We start from the raw sequence: 23,857 nt of genomic DNA, 5'->3' as shown, positions 1-23,857 counted from the left end.
CATCTACTGCTACGCGCGCCCTTCGCACTCGTACCTCAACCTCTCGCCCGGCCTCGACTTCGAGACCAAGTTGTTCGCCAAGACCAACCTGGCCGAAACGCTGCGCGCCGAGCTAGCGAAGAAGAACTACATCTGCAAGCCGATCAACATCGGTAGCAACACGGATTCCTACCAGCCCATCGAAAAACGCTGGTGCCTCACCCGCGCCGCGCTGGCGCTGCTCGACGAGTGCAACCATCCGTGCACCACTGTTACCAAGAACGCGCTGATCGAGCGCGACCTCGACATCCTCGCGCCGATGGCCGAGCGAAACCTGGTGCAAGTGTTCATTTCAATCAACTCACTCGACAACAAGCTGGGATTCGAACTTCGCCACGCGCATGCGGGGGCAGGGGATCTTCGCGGACATCATTCGCAAGCGTGTGCAGGTGGCGTGCCGTAAGGCGGGGGTGCACCGGGCGTGGGATACGGTGCTGGATACGTCGAAGTTCGTGGCGCCGCGGATTTATTCGCCGCAAGGTGAGCTGTTTTAGATACGTGCACTTGTCCGAGCCCGCGTCATCAACCCCGGGATGAGCGCTGTGCCTCGACAAGGCGATGCCGCTGTGTGAGCGGCATCGCGGCTGGCAGCGCGCCGGTTACGGAAGCGGCAAACTGATCGAATGGGACTTCATCGAAGCCGACAGGCTGGGAAACGGGTCCACGCCCGACATGGTGGTGATATCGCTCACCGACACCACCGTGCAGGCGTACTGCTGGAGGTTGGTGCAGAGGTAGGCGCCCGCGCCGACGCCCGGCTCGTAGATGGCCTTCCACGTATAGTCGGGCACCTTCACCTTGTCGGCACCGATGGTGGCGGTCGAACCCGGCTCGAACGCCGGACCGGTCACCACGTAGACTTCGCCCTGGTCCGTCGCGACCGAACGCACGTAGGTTTCGATGCGCTCCCATTGGCCCGCGTTGAGCGCATGGAACTGCGGCACCACGTTGGCCATCGAGAAGGTTTCCTTCTCGTTCGACAGCGTCGAGGCGTCGCCGGCTGGCGACATGTGGCCGCGGTCGTAACCGCTGTTCGTGTAGTCGGACGACTGCGAGCGATCCGCCGTCGGGATCTCGGTTTCCGCGTGCCACGTACCGGTACGGCCGATGGAGTCCGCGCCGGCGATCTGCTTGGCGGTGAGATGTTCCGCCGAATACAGCGGGCCCTTGGTGACGCCCGACGCCAGCAGCGCGTACTCGGTATGGCATACCTCGGTGGTGCGTGCGGTCAATGACATATCGATGGCCGGTTCGGTGCCACCGGTAAACAGATCAGGACACGCGGTGCCCGCGTAGCACGAGCCGGACACGACGAAGCACGCGACGAACAGCCAACCGCCCAGACGATTCATGTGGTTTTCCCCAGTGATGTCGTCCGGCGAGTCTAGGCGCGTCATGTTTCAGTCCCGCGCGAATCGTTCGCATGAACCTGCGGAATTACTGGTTTTGTGACAAACGGCATGTCGACCGTGCCTTTTCCGGATGGGGGCATGACCGAACGCGGTTTTGTGTTTTGCGCAACCGAGGGGTGGGCCTGTCGAGTCGACGATTCCGCTGAAGCCGTCTTCGGCCGGGCTTGGCATCCAACGGGTGAACGCCGGCAAGGATTACATCACTAAATCCGTCAAGCGCTTCCGCGTGGCAGAAGGTACTTGCGGACATCACTCGTGATTCGTAAGCGGCCACCGGCGGCTTCACAGAGGGCGGGCTCCATTGATGAGCGTGTGGCATGGGCCTGCCGTATGGCCTGCGTGACCGACGATATAGACGGGCTGCGTTTGCGCTACGAGTCCCTCTTGGGCGATCTTGGAGTTATGCTTTCGGCAGGTCAGGTGCAGAGGATCATCATTGCCCGCGCCATCTACCGTCGACCTTCCCTCCTGATCATGGACGAGGGTACGGCAAACCTTGATGTGGCAACGGAAGCACGTGTGCTCGCTAATCTTCGTGCGTTGCGCATCACCATCGTGCACGCGGCGCACCGCAGGCAGGTCGTCGAGGACGCCACCATGGTCCTCGACATGACGCCCGGTCGGACGATGCACGCCACGCCACGAGAAACCACGGAATCGATCGAATGAAGCAGCATCTTCCCGCCGCATGGCTCGGCCTTCTCCTCGCCGGACGACTTGCCGTCGCAGCGGACGTCACACCCCCCCACCTCGAACGTGCGAGCGTCGCCAGCAACGGCGATCAGGGCGACCTATTCTCGGTACGTCCCGAGTTGCCGGGCGACGGGAGCGAGGTTGCCTTCATCTCGATGGCCTCGAACCTCGCCAAAGGCGTAAGCATGCCGGGTATGAGCATCTACCTCCGTGACCCGCGTGCGCACGTGACGCGCCTTGTCAGCGCCACGTCCACCGGTATACGTGCCAACGCCGCCAGCGTCGATCCCGCATTCTCCGGCGACGGTCGTTTCGTGGTCTTCGCGTCCAGCGCCACGAACCTCGTCAGCCAGAGCACGTTCGGGCACAAGCAGGTGTACCGAAAGAACCTTCAGTCCGGGGCGGTGGACATCGTGAGCCTGGACACGGACGGAGAGGCTGGTGGCCTGGATAGCGCCAATCCGGTGGTCTCGGCGGATGGATCGCGGATCGTTTTCGTATCCTTCTCCTCGCTCGCGCCAGGGTGTCGCGTGGGCATGCCCAACGTGTATCTTCGCGATATACCGCATGCGACAACGACGTGCATGAGCACCGGCTTCGACGGTCAGCTTGCCAACGGGCCCAGCCAACAGCCGACCATTTCGGGCAACGGTGCACGCGTAGCTTTCTCCTCGTCGGCGAGCAACCTTGTCGCGCTGGACGGCAATCATACCGACGACGTCTTCGTACGCGATGTGGCGAACGGCACGACAATACGGGCGAGCACGGGCGAGCACGGCGAGGAAGGCAACGGTCCAAGCATCGAGCCTTCCTTGTCGACGGATGGCATGCGCCTCGTCTTCAGTTCATCCGCTTCCAATCTGGTAGGCGGCGTGGGAGCGGGACAGCAGCGTGTTTATTTGCGGGATTTCCGCAGCGGCTCGATGTCGTTGGCGGGGCCCGAGGGAGCGCACCTGGCCGATGCGTGGAGCGGTCAGCCGAGGATATCGGCCGATGGCCGCGTCGTCGTGTTCCTCTCGGCCGCCACCAATCTCGACCGGCTGGCGACCAACGGCAAGCGCAACATCTATCGTTGGTATGTCGGGGACCGGAGCATCCACCGTGTTTCGATACCCCAGGGCGGCGGGGAACTCGACGGGGACTGTTTTCAACCGGCCATCTCCGCGGATGGCTCCGTGGTCGCATTTCGGTCCAATGCAACCAACCTGGTGACCGGCGATTCGAACCTGACGGACGACGTATTCGTCGAAGTACGATGAAATCCGCCTGCGGCAAGGCGAGTACGTCATAGGTGCACGTTGCGGCATGAGCAGCGCGCGGATCTGCCTCGCCTGTTATTCGATGGAAAGTTCAACTCGTCCGTTTGCAGATGGCAGTCGGCGAGACCGGAGAGGATTTTTTTGCCGAGGACGCTTCGGACAGTTTGCACCCGCTGCGGCCCTGTCGCCTGGAGTGAGCTGTTCTGAACAAGCGACATCTGCTTGCTGATAGACAGAAGCACGTTCAGAAACGGAACTTATCGGTCGGTCGACCAAAGCGGCGGTGAGCCGATGGTCTCCTTCAGATGGTCGAGAACGAGTCGTACGGTCGCGGAGGGCTTGGCGAGCGCTCGTAGCGCATAGATTCCCACCTCCGCGCGGGGGCGCGCGTTCTCGAGCGTGACTTCGATCAGCGTGCCTTCGTTGATATCCGGGCCCACCACCCAGTCGGGCAGGTAGGCCACGCCCATGCCCGCCAACGCCGCCAGGCGCATGGCTTCGAAGTCGTCGCACGCGAAGCCCGCGCGCTGCCCGCCGTGCCCGACGGGGTGCCCGAGGACCTCGGTCCAGCACAGCAGGTCTGCACCATGCATCTTGTCGATGAGGCACACCTGCGCCAGCTCGTCCGGGGTCGCCGGTAGCGGCCGCGCGTCGAAGAACGAGGGGTGCGCGCAAAGGACGCGCTTCTGCGTCGCCAACCTCGTCGCGATCAGCGCGCTGTCGGCGAGGTCGCCGATGCGGATCACGAGATCCAGGCGCTCTGCCACGGGATCGGCCAGGCGCTCGGTGAGGTCGAGCTCGAAACGTAGCGCCGGGTATCGTTTGGCGAGCGCCGTCATGACGGGAATCACGTACCGCTTGCCGAACGTCGGAAAGCACGCGAGCCGAAAGACCCCGGCGATATCACCGCCAATCGAAGCGATCTCCTGATGGGCGTCGGCGAGCTCGTCGAGAATCCGCCGTGCCCGAACCAGCAACGCCTCACCCGCGTCCGTCAGCGTCAGGAGGCGTGTCGAGCGCAGGAACAGGGGCGTGCCGAGTTGGGATTCGAGCATGTCGATCTGACGTGAGACGGACGACGGCTGCATGCCCCGGCGGCGTGCGGCACCCGAGAAGCTGCCCTCGCGGACCACGTCGACGAAGATGCCCAGGAATTCCGCGAATCGCTCCGATTGCATCTATGCATTCCACGCAAAGCCGTTGACGGCGATCGACGGATTATCAACCAGATGCATGGCCCGTAGCCTTTTCCCATGACGAAGGCACTCCCGCCTCATGAGGAAACCACCATGAACAAGGCATACGACCCCCTGCATCTCTTCATCGGCGGCCAATGGCTTCAGGCCGGCACCCGCGATACCGTCCCGGTCATCAACCCGGCCGATGGCTCGGTGCTTGCCCGCGTGCCTCTTGCCACCAAGGCCGACCTCGATCTGGCCCTGAAGACGGCAGAGTCGGCTGCGGTCGGTTGGCGAAACACGTTCCCCGATGAGCGGGCCGCCATCCTGCGTCGCGCCGGCGCGCTCATTCACGAACGTGCGCCCCAGATTGCCCGCCTGCTGACCCTCGAAGAGGGCAAGCCGCTCGCCGAGGCGCTGGACGAGGTCCACAGGGCGGGTGAGTACTTCGAGTGGTTCGCCGAGGAAGCGCGACGCATCGACGGTCGCGTGGTGCCCGCCAATCGCCCGGGGGTCCAGCAGCTGGTGAAGCGGCAGGCGATCGGTCCGGTGGCGGCCTTTACGCCATGGAACTTCCCGGCCATCACACCCGCCCGCAAGCTCTCCGCCGCGCTTGCCGCCGGCTGTCCGGTCATCATCAAGCCGGGGGAGGAGTCGCCGGCCACGGCCCTGGCGCTCGCTCGTGCGCTCGACGATGCCGGTCTGCCCAAAGGCGTCCTCCAGGTCGTTTTCGGGGTGCCCGACATGGTTTCGGCCCACCTGATCGCTTCGCCGATCATTCGCAAGGTGACCTTTACCGGGTCGGTGCCGGTCGGACGCCTGCTCTCGGCGAGGGCGGCGGAGGGCGTCAGGCCCATCACCTTGGAGCTTGGCGGCCACGGCCCCGTGCTCGTCTTCAAGGACGCGGACATCGAGGCGGCCGCTGTCGGTGGCGTCGCCAATCGTTTCCGCGGCACGGGTCAGGTCTGTATCTCGTCGACACGCTTCCTCATACAGCGTGAGGTCTACGATGCCTTTACCGAGCGGTTCGTTACCGCCACGCGGGAGCTGACGGTCGGCAACGGCCTCACGGAAGGCGTGCAGGTCGGCCCACTGGCCAACGCGCGCCAACTCGAAAAAATGGAACAGCTCGTCGCCGACGCGGTAGCGCACGGCGCTCGCGTCCTGACCGGTGGAAAGCGTGTTCCCGGCCCCGGCTACTTCTTCGAACCGACCGTGCTCGCCGATGTGCCGCTGGAAGCACGCGTCATGCAAGAGGAGCCGTTTGGCCCGATCGCGATTCTTCGTCCGTTCGATACCCTCGAAGACGGATTGGAGGAAGCCAATCGCCTTCCCTATGGGCTGTCGGCGTATGCGTTTACCCGCGATGCGCGTACCGCCATCGACGTGGGTGACGGCCTGGAAGCGGGAATGATCGGTATCAACCAGTACCGGATCATCGCCACGGAGCTGCCGTTCGGTGGGCTGAAGGAGAGCGGCCACGGCTCCGAAGGTGGCGCGGAAGGCATCGGCTATTACCTGACCAGCAAATTCATCAGCCAGGCTTGAGGAGAGCGACATGTCCAAGATCGATTTCACGAGTCCGCGCGAGTCCGCACGCGCCTTCACCCCGAAGCTCACGGGTTTCGTCGAGGAGCCGCTTTATTCGAAAGTGTGGTCCGATACCGACCTGGCGCCGCGTGACCGCTCACTGATCACGATCGCCACGCTCATCGCCGGAGGCCACGCCGATGAACTGCCTGCACACCTTCGACGCGCGGTCGAAAATGGCGTTACCGAGCGGGAACTGTCCGGCCTGATCACGCACATGGCCTTCTACGCCGGGTTTCCCGCGGCCATCACGGCCTCGGCGATCGCGAATGCTACGCTCGGTGCGATTAAGGAGAACAACGGATGAAAGCGATCGACTTCAACGCATTCGGCGACGCCGACGTCCTCTCGCTCGTCGATGCGCCCGACCCGGTGCCGCGTGCCACGGACCTTCTCGTGAAGGTCCATGCCGCAGGCGTCAATCGCGCGGATCTACTGCTACGAACCGGCCACTATGGCCGTCCCGACTTCGGTGACTCCCGCCTCATCGGTCTGGAGATGGCGGGCGAGGTCGTCGCGACGGGCGAAGACGTCAAAGGCTTCAAGGTCGGCGATCGAGTGATGGGTATTACCGGCGGCGGCGCCTATGCGGAACTCGCACGCATCGACTACCGCATGGCCATGCCTGTCCCCGAATCCCTGGACTATGTCCACGCCGCGGCGATCCCCGAGGTGTTCGTGACGGCCCACGAGGCGCTGATCCACCTCGGGCGGCTACAGGCATCGGACTCGGTCCTGATTCATGCCGCCGCCGGCGGCGTCGGCTCGGCCGCCGTGCAACTCGCACGGGCTACCGGCGCGCGAATCTTCGCCACGACCGAAGCGCACAAGGCGGGGCGTGTGCATGATCTCGGTGCGGACGTCGTCATCGACTACAAAAACGAGGACTTCGCGGAAATCATCGAGAAGGCGACCGACGGTGCCGGCGTCAACGTCATCGTGGATTTCATCGGCGCCCCGTACTTCGCGCGAGACATCCAGTCGCTGGCTTACGGTGGCCGCCTCGTGCAGGTCGGCCTGCTTGCCGGCGGCAAGGAGGCGACGATCGATCTGGAGCGGATGCTCTACCGGCATTTGCAAATACTGGGTACGGTCATGAAGTCACGCGAGCAACCCGTCAAGCACGGGATGGTCGCCCGGTTCCGGGATGCCTGGCTCGGGCGCTTCGCCAGTGGCGATCTGGTACCGGTGATTGATAGCGTCTTTCCCCTCAGCGACGCCGCGGGTGCGCACCGGCGTATGGAAACCAATGAAAGCGTCGGTAAGATCATCCTGACGAACTGACCATTCGGTTCGGAAAGGTATGGCGCTACCGAGCAACGCTTATCGAAAGAGATGACCGGCATGGACGCCGCAGATCGCGCGCTTGCGGGTCGATCCAGCCGAACTGCAATGCAAGTCAAAGCGTTTCGAGAAATGCCCGAAAGTCGGACCGCTCTTAGGCATGAGCCCGACAGGATAACCAGGCGTCGTCGAGCGTAGCCACTCTGCTATCGTGCCCCCGTTGCGCTTCATCAGGACGCGTCACCATCCGCTCTCCCTGCGTCCCCGGACAGAGGGTCGTTCGAAGACTCCTCGGGTAAGCTCAAGAACTCGCCTTGGGCGAATGTGGGATTCTGAAGTACATGGAAAAGAAAGCAATATTCAAATATGGGAACCTTCTGCGCATTATTGGGTTTCTTTCGATAGTTATAGTCGCCATGGCGCTCTACGCCTTTATGCGAGCGATCGAAACCTTCCGAGAGGGAGATGAGATTTATTTTGTAATTGGAGTTCCCCTCATAGGAGCCTTTGTTGCCTTTCCTTTGCTAGCTTATCGCGACGTGGTGCTTTCGGAAGAAGGAATCGGACGAGCGTTATTTGGCTTTCGGATGGGATTCACACGTTGGGATAATATCGTTAGTGTTCGCTGTGGCGTTATCTCTAATAAGGATCGCACAGTAACGAGTTATCATCTACGGACAAAAGCCGCTAGTCCGTTTGGTGGGGTCAGCGTCATGTCCATGATCGAAGATGTAGATGCGCTGACGGAGGCGATAAGCAATGAGGTTAGGAACAGGAGAATTCCTGTGTTTGCTTGGGAAGGCAGCGTGCTGGTGGAACTTGATTATCTACCCCCACCAACCAAGGGGCCTGCGGCGTGGAACTGATATGAGGCTTCTAGTGCCGTTGTAATCTTTGTTACCTTGCTTCTCGTGGGACGCGTGACCTCGCTTTTTCATTTTCTTAGACATTGTCGTTTCCGGATAGGGTATCTCCACCCCTTCTGCGGCCAACCGGGTCGACGCTTAAGATGGGCGGAAATTGACTGCGTCACTTATCACATCAGTCAGCGTGGCGGTTATAACTACCGCATCAGACCAGCAAGGCGCCCGCTTATTCGGTCTATCTACCTTAGTCTTGAATTAGCGACATTGCTCAGCTCATAGAAGTCTTGAATGCTAAGTTATTGAGGAGAAATATTCCGATACTAGAAGGGCCGGGAGACTCTCGTGTTCGAGCGTTTGCCGAATGTGGACTAGCGCTAAGGTATACTCCATACGACGGTTTCTATTTTTTCGATATCGTTGCTGGCATGGGCCGCGTCGGTGGTGAGTCTAACAACTTAAAATACATCACAGGCGTCGAAGCACTTACTACCGGTGAGGTTATGCCCATTAGTATGCTGAAAGTGAACGCGGGCCCAGAAATTCCGGACGTGCTGGGAGTATCCGGAGGGGGTGATATTTACCATTCATGCGACGAAGCTGGATTTTATCTGCACTTTGGCTTGGACGCTTTTGGCGAGCATGCTGCGTTTGGCTTTGGCTTTGGGATGAAACTATAAAATGAACCCAAATAGGCATGCCTCTTTAAATCGCCTTACCGATAGAGTGGAAATTTTCATTAAACCTTACGCGGGCAAAGTAGTCGCCTTTTCGGGTTAATTCTGTTCATATTGGCAATCGCACACGTCGTCTTCTCAGACGGGCAGATGAGGCACTTGGACACGATAGTAATCGCGTGGTCATTGCCGACTTGCGCGTTGGCGGGTTATATAGGTTGGCTGATTTGGGGGAGGCAGGAAATTGTAATAATGAAAGAAGATATAAGAGCAGCTTTCAAAATTGGGCCTTTGGTTCTTGGGATTACTCGCATCATGCAACGCCGACATTTGGTGGCTGCATACTACGTGGAAGTCAAAAGAACTTTCAGGAATTCGAGGTTTGTGTCTCGCAAGCTTGTTCTGAAGGGGGCAGGCGGACCATTTATTTCGACGATTGCACTACCTGATGATTCGGCAGCTTCATGGATATGTGATGAGTTAGGCGTGCCAATGAATAAATCTAGACGAGAAAGCATCTGATAAAAACAGCATGAGTTTAAGGAAAGATATGGCTATTTCCGTTTTCGGGATCGTTTGAGTAGCTGGTGCATGAGGCAATTGAAGCGCAATTGCGGTCCCGAAGCGTGCAAAGCCACGATAAGCGTGTTGATGGTAACGCTCTTCAGTGACTTCCACGCCAGCGTCAGCGTCTGAACGGCCGAATGTGGTAACCGCCCGGATCGTGGCTGACGGGCAGCGGGAGTAAGAACCAACTTGATCGCCTAGCGCTTAATCGGGCTACTGTGGTGCACCCTTGCCTACAACGACCCGGTAGTAACAGGTCTTGCGGCACGGCGTCGGAGATCGCCTTGTGTCCCATATCGCCAGGGCGCAGGTAGTCGCCTGAGTCGAAGGAGGGGCCCATCCGGGCATGGTCACCAGGGTCCCGCAGTGCCGCATCGATATCGATCACGGTGTCGAAAGCGCCGCTAAATCTTTGATGTATATTAGCCCCCTTTTCAGCCGATTAATCGGCGATTTAGTGACCTTCAAGTTGTTCCGATGTACTGGGGTAGTTCAATTGGCAACGGTATCGCCGAATGCAACAATGCGTGCGATAACAACGGTAATCTCAGAGGATTAACATCGCCGAGTGGCGTGAAAATCTCCTGTGGTTCTGGTGCCATGAATCGGAGGATTTCCCGTACTGTTGTGGCATAGCGCACAACGTCGAGCAAGCGACTTCCTTTCATCAGTTGAGCATCATGATCCATAATGCCGTACGCCGCCCGGTCAGTGGATATATTTCTCAAGCGATCCGGAAACTCCAACTTTGCTATCCCATGGATGGCTAAGTTTCGCTTATGACGGGAAACGTGACCGTCTGCTGGGTTTACCCTTAGCAATGGGCGATACGAATCGTGAGTCTTGGTCGCCTAAAAACTCGCTACCAGATCACCGATCCGGTCACGCATCCAGCGCTGCCCCGGATGGGCATGGGTCCGTTCGTGCCATAGCATGCCGACATCGAAAGGCGGCACCGGGATGGGCGCATCGACGATGTGCAGCGACTCGGGGGATCCGCGCACCAGGCGCTCCGGTACGAGCGCAACGACGTCCGACGTCGCTACGATGCGAGGTATGAACAGGAAGGACGGCGTCGAAAGTACGACGCGGCGTGTATGCCCGAGTGCCGCGAGCATGCCGTCGACCTGGGTGGTGAACGTCCCGCCACGGAGCGAGACGACGACCTGATCGAGCGCGACGAATCGTTCGACCGTCATCGGTCGTTCGAAGGCAGGGTGTCCCTTGCGACCGATCAGTACGTAACGCTCCGAATACAGCAAGCGATAGCGCACCGACTCGGGGCCATGGTCGGGCGTCATGAGTGCCATGTCGACCTCGCCCGTGCTCATTTGCGCATCGAGATGTTCGGGACTCAGATGGCGAACGGCAAGACGAATGCCGGGGGCGGCCTGGCTCAGATCGGCCGCCAGGGGCTGGATCACCGCCGCCTGCACGTAGTCGGTGCAGGCGATGGTCAGGGTCAGGTTCGCGGCCAGCGGATCGAACGGGCGATGGACATCGAGCGTCTTGCGAACCTCGTCCAACGCTTGGCAAAGCGCGGGCAGGAGCTCGACCGCCATGGCCGTCGGAACCATGCCTCGCCGCGTGGGCAGAAGCAACGGGTCGCCGAACAGATCCCTCAGCCTGGCCAGCTGGGCGCTCACGGCCGGCTGGCTCAGGTGCAGTCGCTCGGCGGCGCGCGTCACGTTCCGTTCGAGGAGCAAGGTCTCCAGCGTGGTGAGCAGATTGAGGTCCAGCCGTTTCATGGTATCCATGGCTTGGATACTAGGAGATAAAAATGGTGATTTCACGGATGGCTGAAGCGGGTCGACACTGCCTTGCATGCATCGCCGTACCCGAAGGAGCCATACCATGATCCACCGCGAGCGAAAGAAGGTCCTGCTGGTCTCTGCCCACCCCGAGCCCACCTCCCTGACCCGGCAACTCGCCGAGCAATCGGCGGAAACGCTCGCAGCGTCAGGATGCGAGGTGCTTCATTCCGACCTTTATGGCATGGGATGGAAGGCCGTCTTCGACGGGAACGACTTCCCGGAGCGCCTGAATCCCGAGCGCTTGTCGTTGATCGACGAGTCCGGGCATGCCTTCGCCCGAAAAAGCCAGACGGACGACGTCGAGGAAGAGCAGCGGAAGCTGGGCGAAGCCGATGCCTTGATCCTGCACTTTCCCCTGTGGTGGTTCGGCATGCCGGCGATCTTGAAAGGCTGGATCGAACGGGTATGGGCGTTCGGCCTGGCTTACGGCTTCCGCGGCGCGGGGAATGCCCATCGTTATGGCGAAGGCGGTTTCGCCGGTAAGCGCGCGTTGCTGGCGGTGTCGGTCGGTGGCCCGGCGGTGGATTATTCGCCTCGGGGGATCAACGGTCCGCTCGACCAGCTTCTGTTTCCCGTCACCCACGGCACGCTGTTCTACCCCGGCATGCAGGTGTTGCCGACCTACGCGGTCTATGGCGCGGCGCGGCTCGATGATGCCGGTGTCGCCGCCGCTCGCGCCGGCTGGGCCGAGCGCGTGAGACGGCTATTCGAGGACGAACCCATCCCGTTCCGTTCGCAGAACGGCGGGGATTACCCGGATCGCCACGTATTGGCACCGACCGTGGCGCCGGGTCAGGAAGGTCTCGGCGCACACGTCGCCTTACCGTCGCGGGTTTTTGCCTGTGATGGCCTGGGGTAACAACAGGTCCAGAGGCACGGTATCGGACATCGCCTTGTTTCCCGCGTCGCCAGGGTGCAGGTGGTCACCCGAGTCGAAGGAGGGGGCCATCCGGGCGTGGTCACCCGGGTCCCGCAGCGCCGCGTCGATATCGATCACGGCATCGAAAGCGCCGCTGCGCCGGATCCACGCATTGACCTGCTGGCGCAGCGCGTCCTTCTCAGGTTGGTAGTAATCACTCAACGGCGAATCGGGAAGCGCGCCGCGAAAGGGCGTGAGAGTGGCGCCGATGACCCGCACACCACGGAGGTGGGCGCGGAATATCAGTTGCGCATAGCCCGAGGTGATCGCGTCGAGCGTCGGCCGCGGCGACGTCGGCGCGAACGCCGTGCCCGGCCAGGCGATGTCGTTGATGCCGAGCATGACGATCACCGTCTTCACGCCCGGCTGAGCGAGCACGTCGCGATCGAACCGGGCCAGTGCGTTCACGCCCATGCCATCGGAAAGCAGCCGGGCGCCCGATATCCCCGCGTTGACGACGGCGACACCGTGTGGCGCCAGGCGTGCCGCGAGGTAATCCGGCCATCGATGGTCGGCATCCAGGCTCGCGGTCGCGCCATCGGTGATGGAGTCGCCGATCACCGCGACGGCGGTACGCGTCGACGGTCCCTCGACCTGTACGCCGCTTAGGAAGAGACGCGCCGTGGTGGTAACGGCATCGGCGTCGGTCGGCAGGATGCCCGAGGCGGTCACATCTCCGCGTGCGATCCAGCCCGTCTGGCGCCCATCCCAATGGAACGTGGTGACGGGCGTGACGCTCGGGAGGTGGAAACTCACCACCAGGCGGGAGAGCGCGGTGACGGGCAGGTCGATCGGATCGCTGACCGCTTCCGCACCCGCCGGGATCGTGGTGGTCTCGTGGCCGTTGAAGGTCGCTCGCATCGGATGGTCGACCGAGGTGGCCTGGTTCGATGGGCGGCCTACCGTCGTATGGCCGATGACCAAAGGCTGCGCGCCATAGGCGTTCGACAGGACGATGCGTATGCGCGGACCACCCAGACTGACGCGCACCACTTGCCGGACGGTCTGATCGTTGAGCGCGGCAGGTACGTGGGACGGAAACAGGAAGGTCGCATCCCAGACGGGTTGGGGGCTGGCCTGCCACGTGGACACCCAGGTCGTCGGGAGCGCCGTCGCCGCGTTGGCGCCTTGACAGAAGAGCCATAGGGCGGACAACGCGGGCAACGCACGGCGCACGCTAAGGGTCATGGGGAAAGGCATGTCGTGATGTCCTGAAAGCGAATGCCTCCATGGTGCTCACGGACACCACCTTGGAATAGACGGCCCTCTGGCATAGCATCTGTGAATTCGATTCACCGTGAGGTCGCTATGCCGCGAACGCCGCTGAACCGGTCGGGTGAGCTCGAGATGTTCGTCCGCGTGGTGGAGCGGGGCGGCTTCTCCGCAGCCGCCCGGGACACCCACATGACCCCGTCGGCCGTCAGCAAGTTGGTGGCACGCCTGGAGAGCCGTCTCGGCTCACGTCTGATCAACCGGTCGACGCGGCAATTCCAGGTCACCGCCGAGGGCTGCGTGTTCTACGAACGCGGTGTACGCATCCTGGCGGACCTCGACGAAGCGGAACGAAACGCGGGTTCGCAGGACCGGCCGCGCGGCAGGATCCGTGTGAACGCGAACGTGCCCTTCGGACATCATTTCCTTCTACCGCTCGTTCCCGAGTTCCTTGCGCTCTATCCCGACGTCACGCTCGATATCGTCCTCACCGATGCGGTGATCGACATCCTCGAACAGCGCACCGACGTCGCCGTCCGTGCCGGTCCGCTCAAGGATTCCAGCCTCGTGGCCCGACGATTGGGCGGGACGCGCATGGTCGTCGTCGGTGCTCCCGACTACCTGGCGCGTCGTGGTGTTCCGGAAACGATCGGCGACCTCGACGATCACAACCTCCTGGGCGCGACGTACGTGCGAGCCCAGCCCGGATGGCCGTTCCGCGACGGGTCGGAAACAACGACCGTTCCGGTGCGGGGAAACGTGCAGGCCAGCGACGGCGAGGCGCTACGGCGTCTCGCCGTCGCTGGAACGGGACTGGCCCGGCTGGCGGCGTTCCAGGTTCGTGACGACGTGGCGCGCGGCAGGTTGATACCCGTGCTCGAAGCCCTCAATCCGGGGGACGTCGAGGAAATGCACGCCGTCTACGTGGGCCAGGGTGGCCGCGTTCCTCAGCGCGTTCGGATATTCCTCGACTTCCTGAAAACAAAGATGGACGGCGAAGGTATGTCCCGTTAGTTCGAGCGACGGGCGCATCGAATGCCGCAGATGTCAAACGAGACCGTCGATGGCCTTCAGCGGTTGCAGCACGATATCGGCGATCGCGGACACGCCCACCTTGAAAGCCACCTGGTATTCCGGATCGGCGACCATCTCCTTGAATGCGGTACGGCGCGGATACCGGACGAGCACCACGGCATCCCAGCCCTGCGCCCGCCCTTCGGTGAGCACCGACAAGCCGTCACCGCCGAACACGATGCCCGCGCCGAACCGGGCCAGGATGGGTTTGGCCATGCCGAGGTATTCCAGGTACCGCTCCCGCCCCCCGTCTGCCTCGAACCGTATGAGATTCAGCATGACGACGGGATCGCCGTCCTCTTCGGACAGGAACGTCTCGATAGCGGTTTGCGATAGTGAAACCATGGGGTTGTCCTCCGGCATATACGTGGTGGCTGAAATCCATGGATAGCACGCCGGTGTGCCAGAAACTGTCAGTAGTGTTGGCCCATCGCCCCTGCAACGGTGCACGCGAGATGGAGCGGTACGATGGCACGCGCGCGGAGCGCGAAACTGATTTCGCGCGTGAAGGATCGTCTTCACATCGACCGCGCGGTCAATCCACTACGACCCATCCCCGGTGATAGAGTGGCCAAAAGCCAAGCGTCGCCGTGAGACCCGATGCGTATCCAGCGCTGGACCCCCGCCCTCTACGTTGGCTTGATCGCTGCGCAGACCGCCGTGGCGCTTTCGCCGTCGCTGCGGCAGTTGTCATGGAGTTACGCCGTCGTACTTGTGGCGATCGCCCTGACGGTACTGCTCTGCGCCCGGCGCATCCGCCTTGCGGTCCCCCATAACAAGCCGCTTTGGTCGCTCCTGCTCTTCAGTTTGCTCGCCAGGGGCTCGGCGATGGCCCTTTTGCTATTCGATAGCCTGGAGAACGCCGAAGGGACGCTGATCATGGCGGATCCTACCCTTTGGTTCTGCATCTCCAGCCTGAGCCTGGTCGCGGCGGCAGCTTACGACCCCGCCACGCCGCTTTTGCGGTGGACGACGGCGATCGACTGGCTGATTGGAGGCCTGGCGGCGGCCTTGTTCTACGGGGTAACCCGGCAACCCGAACTGGCCCGGGAACCAGCGACACTCATCATCCTGTTCGATATTCTCGACGGATTCGTCGCCTGCTTCGCGGGCATACGCCTGCTTGGAACGCGCCGCGTCGATGAACGCCGGTTCTATGCGGTTCTCTTCGTCATCACGCTGACCGACGCGGTCGCAGCGGCAGCGCACAACCGCCTGCTGTTCGTGACCGATTCTTACCTACCCGAGCTACTCCTGTTGTTGCCCTTGGCCTGCCTGGGCGTTCTGCTCGCACGACGAAGACCGCAGTGGCTTCGGAATATCCGTCCCACGACGACCCTTCGTCGGCTCTCCGTGAGTGCGAGGCCGATGGCACTGTGCCTGATGACTTGCGCGGCGGCCGTCGTGCTCGCCAGGTTCAAACCGGCCCTGGGGCTGTGGTCGATCATCACCACCCTGGTGTTGTTCGTCGGGCGGGCCACGATCGTCGCCTGGTACCAACTCTCCGTGGAAGACCAGCTTCGCAAGCTTCGACGCAGCCTTCAGCACGCCGCTGCACATGACCCATTGACCCGCATTCGCAACCGGCGTGGCATCTTTCAGTGGATGGAGCGGGAGTACCGGATGACACGCCACGAGGACGGTTTCTGTGTCGCCATGATCGATGTGGATTTCTTCAAACTCTACAACGATCGATTCGGCCACCAGGCGGGAGACGAATGCCTGATTCGCGTCGGCCGTGCGTTGGCGGATGCGTCCGCGACACTCGGTCGCGGTGCGGTCGGGCGTATCGGGGGAGAGGAGTTCCTTGTCGCCATCGGTGGTATCGACAGGTCGTCCGCCTTTCAATTCCTGGACGGTATCCGTGCAGCATTCGCCGATGGGCAGGCCATCGCAAACCAAGGCCATGAGCCCATCACGCTAAGCATGGGAGTGGCGTTTGCCGAGGGACAGACGTGGCCCTCGCTGGAGATGCTGCTGCGACGCGCGGATGAGGCCCTCTACGCCGCGAAATCCCGTGGACGTAATCGCGTGATGGTCCATGGCCTCATGGAAAACGACAGACCCTTTCCATCGAGCGATGGCGATGCACGGTGGTTGGAAAAGGGATAGTCAGGCAGGCACATATACTGTGCCGCGCGGAACGCACGGCAAGCCCGAGCAAGTCAACTTGTTCACCGAACTGAAGCCCGAGGACACCATGGCCCCATCGCAAAGCGAAAACCCTTCCATTCTCATCGTCGGCGCATCCCGAGGATTAGGCCGTGCGCTCGCGGAAGCGTTCCTGGCGAAAGGGTGGAACGTGACGGGGACGGTCCGCGGAGACGGTCACACCCCGTTGCACGATCTGGTCGGCACGCACGACGGCCGACTGGCGATTGAGCGAATGGACATGACGGTGGCCGAAGACATCGCGGCGCTACGCGCTCGCCGGGCGAACGAGCGCTTCGACATCCTTTTCGTCAATGCCGGCACCACGAACGAACATCCCGACGATACCATCGCGGAGGTCACGACCGACGAGTTCACCCACGTCATGGTCACCAACGCGCTGAGCCCGATGCGTGTCATCGAAGGTCTCGAATCGCTGGTGAACGACGACGGCCTCATCGGCGTGATGTCGTCGGGCCAGGGAAGTATCGCCAACAACGAACGTGGCGGCCGCGAGCTGTATCGCGGATCGAAAGCGGCGTTGAATCAATTCATGCGCAGCTACGCCGCCCGCCACGCCGGCTCACGCCGGGCGCTGCTCCTGCTGGCGCCCGGATGGATCCGCACCGACCTAGGCGGTGATGACGCGCCCTATACCGTCGAAGAGAGCATTCCGCTCATCCTCGATGTGATACTGAAAAAGCGCAGTCGGCCTGGCCTCGAGTATCTTGATCGGAACGGGCTCACCGTACCGTGGTGAGCCCGCTCGACCACGCCTGGAACCGACGTCTCAGCCCGTCAGATCGAATCGATCGCAGGCGTCTGCCATGGCCAACGCATGCGCCGAATCGCGAGGAAGCGCGTGCCCGTCATGGGACGGTTCGTCCACCCGCCTCGAGGTGATGTCCGCACCGGCGGACATCGTCTTATGCACCGGACATCGATCCGCGATTTCCATCAGGCGCGCCGTCTGCGCTTCATCCAGCGCACCCTCGATGTAAATGCCGCGGTCGAAGCGGTCGCGGCCGGTACGCGCGTCGCGGCTGTGCAATACGGCGACCTGCACTTTTTCCAGCGGCAGGCCCTTCCGGCGCGCATACATCTGCATCGTCATCGCGGTGCATGCACCGAGCGCGGCGCCGAGAAGTTCGTAGGGCGTGGGTCCGGATGCGAGGCCGCCCAACTCGGTCGGTTCATCGACGTAAAACGTGGGGCCCTGCGCCGCCACCGACACCTGGTGGGTGCCGGTGCCGGTGGTTTCGACCACGACGGGTTTGGGAGAGGTTGCCATGGCGCAGTTTCTTACGGCCCCAGGTACATCGCTTCGATGTTGAACCCGTCAGGGTCCAGCACGAAGGCGGCGTAATAGTTGTCCTGGTAGTGCGAGCGGATGCCCGGAGGACCATTCTCGATCCCACCCGCGTCGACGGCCGCCTCATAGAAACGCTTCACCGCATCGCGGCTGTCCGCGGCGAACGCCACGTGCCCGTCGCCGGGCTTGCCGTGGTCGTGGATCCACAGGCTCGGATAGCCATCGCGTCCGAAACCGTGGCGGGTGCGACCGTTGTTCTCGCGGGTGATGATCAACGTCACGCCCAGCGGGGCGAGGGCCTGCTCATAGAAGCGGCGTGATACCTCGGCATCTTTCACGGCAAATTCGATGTGATCGATCAACGACATAGTCATTCCTGGCGTGGTGGCGCGCTCGGCCACGTCATCGGTCACCGGAATGTCGCATGAAACGCCCCGCGGATGCAGCCATGCGGCCCGTGGGAATCTCCCACGTCGGCGATGTCCGCAGGCGGCGCGGGAATCGAGGGCGAAGACGGTTCCCCGAACCGCTCGAAGGCGCCTTTCCGTCGATGCGGCTGATTGCAGCGCAACATGACGGCCTACATATGACCCCGCCGCCCGGTCACCGCCCCGTGGCGAAGCCCGCTTTTTCGGCACGTAGAGCCGGCAAGTGCCTGTAAGCAAGGGCGTGCCGCGTTCTTGTTGCGCCGCGGCTTGCAGGTACGCGTTTGCGTATTAATCTTAAAATACTACAAATGGAAGATCGGCCCGGTTGCCTTGGGGAAGGGTGGGGTCGGTGGCCGTAAGCCGCGGTGAGGCCGTCACGAGGGATGACCGCGCCGATGGACACGACGCTTTGCACGTCCGAAAAAAAGCTATTTCACATAGAGGGGAGGAAAGTCATGCAGCTCACGAAGATGGCGTTCGCGGTTCGCGCGGCGCTGGTTGCGACGGGTGTCATCGGGATGGCCGGCTACGCCGTGCAGGCAAGCGCCCAGGCGGCCCCCGCCGCAAGTTCCACGAGCGCCGCGCCCGCCACGCCAGCTCCGCAGGACGATGCGACCAAGAAAGCCCAGGACAAGAAGGTGACCGACCTCGGCGCCATGACCGTGACCGGTCAGCTGGCGGCGTTGCAGCGCGCGCAGGAGATCAAGCGCGACGCGGTCAACGTGGTCGACTCGATCTCGGCCGAGGAAACGGGCAAGTTCCCCGATCCCAACGTCGCCGACGCCTTGCAGCGCGTTCCCGGCGTATCGGTGAATCGCAGCGGCGGTGAGTCGAGCCAGATCGCCGTGCGCGGCTTCGGTCCGGAATTCGTCGCCGTCACGGTCAACAACCGGCAGATGGCCACGGCCTCCGGCTCGCGTGCGTTCAACTTCGACGTGCTGCCCTCCGAAATCATCAGCGTGGCGCAGGTCAACAAGACCTCGTCGGCCGACATTCCCGAAGTGGACATCGGCGGCGTGGTCAACATCCAGACCGCGCGCCCGCTCGACTTCACCGGCATCCACGGCGCCTGGAGCGCGGCCGGCGTCAACAGCAACATCGACGGCGACTGGAAGGGCAAGACCACGCCCAAGGCCTCGGGCGTGTTCGGTTGGACCAACAACGACCACACCTTCGGCTACATGGTTTCGGCCACGTACTACAAGCGCAAGGATACGCAGATCAACACCCAGGCGAACTCCTGGTACGCCGATCAGAACATTTCGCAGTCCGCCGGCCTGGCCGATCCCAATTACCAGCACGTCGCCGTTCCCGAGACGCTGCAGAGCAACTTCATCGACGAGACGCGTACCCGCAAGGGCGTGAGCGGTGCGATCGACTGGAAGCCGATCGACCGCCTGACCGTGCAGCTCGATACGCTCTACTCGAGCTACAAGGTCGACAACCTCCAGCGCGCGTTCGGCGAGTACGGCAACACCAACGACATCCAGTCGCTCACCACCGACGAGAACAACACGGTCACCAGCTTCACGCGCAAGGCCCAGAGCAACTCGACGATGGCCAACGACTACATCCTGTCGTCGAGCCCGAGCTACGAGAAGAGCTACCAGAACGGCCTGAACCTGGGCTTCGACATCGACCCCAACACCAAGCTGAGCCTGGACGTCTCCAGCTCCAAGGCGTGGAACAAGGTCAGCCCCGACGGCTACTTCCTCGTGATGGGCGCGAAGAACTTCGGCGTCAACCCGACCTGGACCAACGGTGGCGACAACCGCCCGCCGGCCTACTCCAACATCCTGTCCACGACCGACCTGACCAACCTGGACGCGCATTGCTGCAACGCGGGTTCGGGCAACAACGTCACCAACAAGGTCGACCAGTACCAGCTCAAGCTGGACAAGAGCTTCACCGACGGCATGCTGGCGCGGTTGGTGTTCGGCGGCGAGTACACCCGGCAGTCCGTGACGTCGGTGAGCTACGGCACGCCGAACGGCATCCTGTGCAACGCGTATTGCGGCTACAACGTTCCCGTGGATCCGAATGCGGTGGGTGCCTACCTCTACACGCCGCCGGATCGCGTCAAGGGCGTCACCTCGGCGGGCCTGCCGGACCAGTGGGTCGCCTACGACCCGCGCGCGTACCTGGCCTGGCTGGCCTCACCGGCGGCCTACAACCAGCTGCCGGCCGACAAGCGCGACGCCCTGCTCGCCGGGCTCGCGGCCAACGGCGGCAACCTCGACGCGGCCATCAACCCGGGCAGCTACAACAAAGTGGCCGAGAAGCAGAAGTCCTTCTTCGCCAAGGCCGAACTCGAAGGCACCCTGTGGAACATCCCCTGGGGCCTCGACCTGGGCATGCGCTACGTGAACGTGACCTCCACCTCCACGGCCATCAACCAGCCGCCGATCAGCTATCGCATCGACCCGAACGACACCAGCAACGGCCAGGTCGCCTACGGCGGTCTGCAGCCGCAGTCGGCCGATGGCGGTTACCACAAGTGGTTGCCGTCGCTGAACTTCAAGTGGAACCTGCTCGACAACCTGATTTACCGCTTCGCGTACTCCAAGACGCTGACGCCGCCCCAGCTGAGCAACCTGTACTACAACACCAGCTTCGGCACGCGCCCGAATTCGCTGACGATTTCGCGCGGCAACCCGGCGCTGCAGCCCTACACGTCGACCAACTTCGACATGGGCCTGGAGTGGTACATCAACGATGCGAGCTACCTCGCGGTCGAAGGCTTCCACAAGAAGGTCGGCAACTTCACCACGCTGGTGAGCACGCCTACCACGTTCCTGAACGACTCGGCCAGCGGCAACCCGCTGACCTGGACGCTCACCCAGCCGGTCAACCTCAACTCGTCGAAGATCTACGGCGAGGAAGTGACCTTCAACTACCAGTTCAAGAACGTGCTGCCCGATCCGTTCGACGGGCTGGGCATGGCCTTCAACTACACGCACGTGTCGAGCAGCACCTCGCTCAGCCCGGGCCTGATCTCCACCCAGGGCGCGTTCGCGGTGCCGGGCATCGGTAATTCGGGCAACCTCAGCGCGTATTACGAGAAGGGCCCCGTGCAGGTGCGCCTGGCCTACAACTGGCGCGGTTCGTACCTGGAGAGCATCTCGTACGGCGCCGGCGCGCAGCCTGCCACGCGCACGTCCTACGGCCAGCTCGACCTCAGCGCGAGCTACGCGATCAACAAGAACCTGTCGGTCTTCGTCTCCGGCACCAACCTCACCCACGAGCATCTGTACGACTACTCGGTGTACCGCAACCGCTTCCTCTATGCCGAAGCGGACGGCACGCAGTACACCATCGGCGTGCGCGGCACCTTCTGATCCACGGAGTATCGATGAACGTTTCCATGACAACGCTTCTGCGAGGCGCGGCGCTCGGCATGCTCATGGGCGTGCTCGGCGTCGTCGCCGCCCCTGCGAACGCCGCGCAATCCACGCCGGCGCTCCCGCAGATGGGCTTCAACAACTGGAACTCCACGCATTGCCGCGATGAATTCAACGAGGACATGATCCGCGGCATCGCCGACAAGTTCGTCAGCCTCGGCCTGAAGGATGCGGGCTACCAGTACGTCAACATCGACGACTGCTGGGCGAACTGGCAGCGCGACAAGGATGGGCACCTGCAGCCCAACCCGAAGCGCTTCCCCAGCGGCATCAAGGCGCTGGCGGCCTACATCCACTCCAAGGGCCTGAAGTTCGGCCTGTACTCGAGCGCCGGTACCTCCACCTGCGAGCCGCTGAAGGAAAACCGTGGTTTTCCGGGTGGCCTGGGCCACGAGAAGGACGACGCGAAGTCGTTCGCCTCGTGGGACGTGGATTACCTCAAGTACGACAACTGCAACAACCAGAAGATCGACGCGAAGAAGCGTTATACCGCCATGGCCGACGCCCTGCGCGAAAGCGGGCGGGAGATCTTCTTCAGCATGTGCGAATGGGGCGAGAACAAGCCCTGGCTGTGGGCCGGCAAGGCACCCGTCGAAGCCGGTTCCTGGCGTACCACGGGTGACATCACCGACACCTACGCGTCGATGCTGAAGATCTTCAAGCAGAACGTGGTGCTCGACCAGTACGCGAGCATGGGGCACTGGAACGACCCCGACATGCTCGAAGTGGGTAACGGCGGCATGACCGACGTCGAATACCAGAGCCACTTCAGCCTGTGGTCGATCATGAACTCGCCGCTGCTGATCGGCACGGATCTACGTAAGATCAAGCCCGATGCGCTGAAGATCCTGCTCAACAAGGATGTCATCGCCGTCAACCAGGATCCGCTCGGCGTTCAGGGCAAGCAGGTGAGCGATGCCGGCGGCATCCACGTCATCGTCAAGCCGATGAAGGACGGCTCGCATGCCGTGGCCGTGTTCAACGAGAACGACGCGGCGAAGGATGTCAACGTGACGGTCGCCGACCTCGGGCTGAAAGCGGGTAGCTACACCATGCGCGACCTATGGGCGCACACGGATGCGAAGGGCGACGGTTCGATCAAGGTGAACCTGGCACCGCATGCCACGGTGATGTACCGGATCAGCGAGTAATCGCGCTTAGGGCAAGCCCGTTCGCCGATACGATCGGCTCCCACCCCTTCGGTAGTCAGGTTGTCGAAACCTTGCGACCGAAGGGGTGGGAGCCGACCGTGTCGGCGAATCCGACGGAGCTATCGGCTACGCTGTTTCTTCAGGTTGCTGCGCGAGTCCGACACCATGCGGTTCATGGCCTGCCTGGCCACCTCGGGGTGACGGCGACGGATGGACTCGTACACCTTGTAGTGCTGCGGCAGCGCGTTCTTGAAGTTCGCTGAATTCCGCGCAGATAGCACGAAGTAAGTACCCAGGGCACTCTCGATCACCGAGAACAGCGACGACATCAGCTCGTTGTTCGTCGCCCGCAACACGGCCTCATGGAAGGCCAGATCGGCTACCGCCCATGCGTCCAGGGTCTCGGCGGCCGCCATGGCCTCGTAGGCCGACTCGATCACCGCGAGCTGTTCGTCGGTGCGGCGCCTCGCCGCCGCGGCCGCCGCGGCGGGCTCGATGAGTTCGCGCATTTCCACCAGTTTCTCGACGAAGGCATCGGTGGGCATGGACTCGCAGCGCCAGGCGAGCACGTCGGCATCGAGCTGGTTCCAGTACATCTCCTCGCGCACGCGCGTGCCGGTCTTCTGGCGCGATTCGATCAAGCCCTTCGCCGACAGGACCTTCATGGCTTCGCGCAACGCGGTGCGGCTGACGCTCATCCGCTCGGCCAGCACTTCTTCGCGAGGGAGGTTCTGTCCGATGGCCAGCTCGCCGCTGACGATCAAGCGGCCCAGCTCCTGGATGACCTGGTGATGCAGGTTCCGTACGACCGCCAGTTTCACCATCTGCCGATC

23 protein-coding genes are annotated in these 23,857 nt (G+C 62.4%); 15 read left to right on the top strand and 8 right to left on the bottom strand.

The window, feature by feature from the left end; genetic code table 11:
• The first annotated feature begins 70 nt into the window (after positions 1-70).
• Positions 71-442: a hypothetical protein gene (locus JNG39_RS11730; RefSeq protein ID WP_368311562.1), complete on the top strand. Its 372-nt coding sequence runs from the start codon at positions 71-73 to the stop codon at positions 440-442.
• A gap of 196 nt (positions 443-638) precedes the next feature.
• Here JNG39_RS11730 and JNG39_RS11725 read toward each other — a convergent pair whose 3' ends face one another.
• Positions 639-1,391 carry a DNA/RNA non-specific endonuclease gene (locus JNG39_RS11725; RefSeq protein ID WP_368311561.1) on the bottom strand — a complete coding sequence of 251 codons (753 nt, stop codon included), beginning with the start codon at positions 1,389-1,391 and terminating at the stop codon, positions 639-641.
• Between the two features lie 399 nt (positions 1,392-1,790).
• On the opposite strand from JNG39_RS11725, the gene JNG39_RS11720 reads away from it, so the two are divergent.
• Together JNG39_RS11720 and JNG39_RS11715 are read left to right on the top strand one after the other, a co-directional pair.
• A complete protein-coding gene (locus JNG39_RS11720) occupies positions 1,791-2,120 on the top strand; it encodes an ATP-binding cassette domain-containing protein (RefSeq protein ID WP_368311560.1) in 330 nt (109 codons plus the stop codon).
• Positions 2,117-3,403 carry a TolB family protein gene (locus JNG39_RS11715; RefSeq protein ID WP_368311559.1) on the top strand — a complete coding sequence of 429 codons (1,287 nt, stop codon included), beginning with the start codon at positions 2,117-2,119 and terminating at the stop codon, positions 3,401-3,403. The genes JNG39_RS11720 and JNG39_RS11715 overlap by 4 nt, the downstream gene beginning before the upstream one ends.
• 257 nt (positions 3,404-3,660) lie before the next feature.
• Here the strand turns inward: JNG39_RS11715 and JNG39_RS11710 are convergent, their stop codons facing one another.
• Complete coding sequence (locus JNG39_RS11710; RefSeq protein ID WP_368311558.1) at positions 3,661-4,581, bottom strand: LysR family transcriptional regulator; 921 nt, start codon at positions 4,579-4,581, stop codon at positions 3,661-3,663.
• A gap of 111 nt (positions 4,582-4,692) precedes the next feature.
• Here JNG39_RS11710 and JNG39_RS11705 point away from each other — a divergent pair, with 111 nt between their 5' ends.
• The 6 genes from JNG39_RS11705 to JNG39_RS11680 all read left to right on the top strand — a co-directional run bounded on the left by JNG39_RS11705 (position 4,693) and on the right by JNG39_RS11680 (position 9,517).
• Positions 4,693-6,129, top strand: a complete 1,437-nt coding sequence (locus JNG39_RS11705; RefSeq protein ID WP_368311557.1) for an NAD-dependent succinate-semialdehyde dehydrogenase — start codon at positions 4,693-4,695, stop codon at positions 6,127-6,129.
• A 10-nt stretch (positions 6,130-6,139) separates the two neighbouring features.
• On the top strand, positions 6,140-6,478 hold the full coding sequence (locus JNG39_RS11700; protein WP_368311556.1) for a carboxymuconolactone decarboxylase family protein: 339 nt from the start codon (positions 6,140-6,142) through the stop codon (positions 6,476-6,478).
• Positions 6,475-7,455 carry an NAD(P)H-quinone oxidoreductase gene (locus tag JNG39_RS11695; RefSeq protein WP_368311555.1) on the top strand — a complete coding sequence of 327 codons (981 nt, stop codon included), beginning with the start codon at positions 6,475-6,477 and terminating at the stop codon, positions 7,453-7,455. The genes JNG39_RS11700 and JNG39_RS11695 overlap by 4 nt, the downstream gene beginning before the upstream one ends.
• A gap of 341 nt (positions 7,456-7,796) precedes the next feature.
• Positions 7,797-8,321 (top strand): hypothetical protein, encoded by a 525-nt coding sequence (locus tag JNG39_RS11690; RefSeq protein ID WP_368311554.1) that lies wholly within the window; start codon positions 7,797-7,799, stop codon positions 8,319-8,321.
• A 425-nt stretch (positions 8,322-8,746) separates the two neighbouring features.
• A complete protein-coding gene (locus tag JNG39_RS11685; RefSeq protein WP_368311553.1) occupies positions 8,747-8,998 on the top strand; it encodes a hypothetical protein in 252 nt (83 codons plus the stop codon).
• A 249-nt stretch (positions 8,999-9,247) separates the two neighbouring features.
• Complete coding sequence (locus JNG39_RS11680; protein WP_368311552.1) at positions 9,248-9,517, top strand: hypothetical protein; 270 nt, start codon at positions 9,248-9,250, stop codon at positions 9,515-9,517.
• Positions 9,518-10,413: 896 nt separating this feature from the next.
• On the opposite strand, the gene JNG39_RS11675 is transcribed toward JNG39_RS11680, so the two are convergent.
• Positions 10,414-11,388, bottom strand: a complete 975-nt coding sequence (locus JNG39_RS11675; protein ID WP_368311551.1) for a LysR family transcriptional regulator — start codon at positions 11,386-11,388, stop codon at positions 10,414-10,416.
• A gap of 28 nt (positions 11,389-11,416) precedes the next feature.
• On the opposite strand from JNG39_RS11675, the gene JNG39_RS11670 reads away from it, so the two are divergent.
• Positions 11,417-12,235, top strand: coding sequence for an NAD(P)H-dependent oxidoreductase (locus tag JNG39_RS11670; protein ID WP_368311550.1), 819 nt, complete (start codon positions 11,417-11,419; stop codon positions 12,233-12,235).
• Here JNG39_RS11670 and JNG39_RS11665 read toward each other — a convergent pair.
• Positions 12,197-13,495, bottom strand: coding sequence for an SGNH/GDSL hydrolase family protein (locus JNG39_RS11665; protein WP_368311549.1), 1,299 nt, complete (start codon positions 13,493-13,495; stop codon positions 12,197-12,199). The genes JNG39_RS11670 and JNG39_RS11665 overlap by 39 nt on opposite strands.
• Positions 13,496-13,603: 108 nt before the next feature.
• Between JNG39_RS11665 and JNG39_RS11660 the strand changes: the two genes are divergently transcribed.
• A complete protein-coding gene (locus JNG39_RS11660; RefSeq protein WP_368311548.1) occupies positions 13,604-14,521 on the top strand; it encodes a LysR family transcriptional regulator in 918 nt (305 codons plus the stop codon).
• A gap of 33 nt (positions 14,522-14,554) precedes the next feature.
• Here JNG39_RS11660 and JNG39_RS11655 read toward each other — a convergent pair whose 3' ends face one another.
• Positions 14,555-14,926: a DUF1330 domain-containing protein gene (locus JNG39_RS11655; protein WP_368311547.1), complete on the bottom strand. Its 372-nt coding sequence runs from the start codon at positions 14,924-14,926 to the stop codon at positions 14,555-14,557.
• A gap of 255 nt (positions 14,927-15,181) precedes the next feature.
• Here JNG39_RS11655 and JNG39_RS11650 point away from each other — a divergent pair, with 255 nt between their 5' ends.
• Both JNG39_RS11650 and JNG39_RS11645 read left to right on the top strand, forming a co-directional pair.
• Entirely contained in the window at positions 15,182-16,693 is a 1,512-nt protein-coding gene (locus JNG39_RS11650; RefSeq protein WP_368311546.1) for a diguanylate cyclase, read from the top strand.
• Positions 16,668-17,492, top strand: a complete 825-nt coding sequence (locus JNG39_RS11645; protein WP_368311545.1) for an SDR family NAD(P)-dependent oxidoreductase — start codon at positions 16,668-16,670, stop codon at positions 17,490-17,492. Before JNG39_RS11650 ends, JNG39_RS11645 begins: the two co-directional genes overlap by 26 nt.
• A 30-nt stretch (positions 17,493-17,522) precedes the next feature.
• Here JNG39_RS11645 and JNG39_RS11640 read toward each other — a convergent pair whose 3' ends face one another.
• Together JNG39_RS11640 and JNG39_RS11635 are read right to left on the bottom strand one after the other, a co-directional pair.
• Positions 17,523-18,023: an OsmC family protein gene (locus tag JNG39_RS11640; RefSeq protein ID WP_368311544.1), complete on the bottom strand. Its 501-nt coding sequence runs from the start codon at positions 18,021-18,023 to the stop codon at positions 17,523-17,525.
• A gap of 11 nt (positions 18,024-18,034) precedes the next feature.
• Positions 18,035-18,412 carry a VOC family protein gene (locus tag JNG39_RS11635; RefSeq protein ID WP_368311543.1) on the bottom strand — a complete coding sequence of 126 codons (378 nt, stop codon included), beginning with the start codon at positions 18,410-18,412 and terminating at the stop codon, positions 18,035-18,037.
• 515 nt (positions 18,413-18,927) lie between these two features.
• On the opposite strand from JNG39_RS11635, the gene JNG39_RS11630 reads away from it, so the two are divergent.
• Together JNG39_RS11630 and JNG39_RS11625 are read left to right on the top strand one after the other, a co-directional pair.
• Positions 18,928-21,810 (top strand): TonB-dependent receptor, encoded by a 2,883-nt coding sequence (locus JNG39_RS11630; RefSeq protein ID WP_368311542.1) that lies wholly within the window; start codon positions 18,928-18,930, stop codon positions 21,808-21,810.
• Between the two features lie 26 nt (positions 21,811-21,836).
• Entirely contained in the window at positions 21,837-23,024 is a 1,188-nt protein-coding gene (locus tag JNG39_RS11625; RefSeq protein WP_368311541.1) for a glycoside hydrolase family 27 protein, read from the top strand.
• A gap of 119 nt (positions 23,025-23,143) precedes the next feature.
• On the opposite strand, the gene JNG39_RS11620 is transcribed toward JNG39_RS11625, so the two are convergent.
• Positions 23,144-23,848: a FadR/GntR family transcriptional regulator gene (locus JNG39_RS11620; protein ID WP_368311540.1), complete on the bottom strand. Its 705-nt coding sequence runs from the start codon at positions 23,846-23,848 to the stop codon at positions 23,144-23,146.
• Between the last annotated feature and the right edge of the window lie 9 nt (positions 23,849-23,857).

Origin of the sequence: Luteibacter sp. CQ10, from assembly GCF_040900725.1 — a bacterium.
GTDB lineage: Bacteria > Pseudomonadota > Gammaproteobacteria > Xanthomonadales > Rhodanobacteraceae > Luteibacter.
This window is presented reverse-complemented; position numbering and strand designations above follow the sequence as displayed.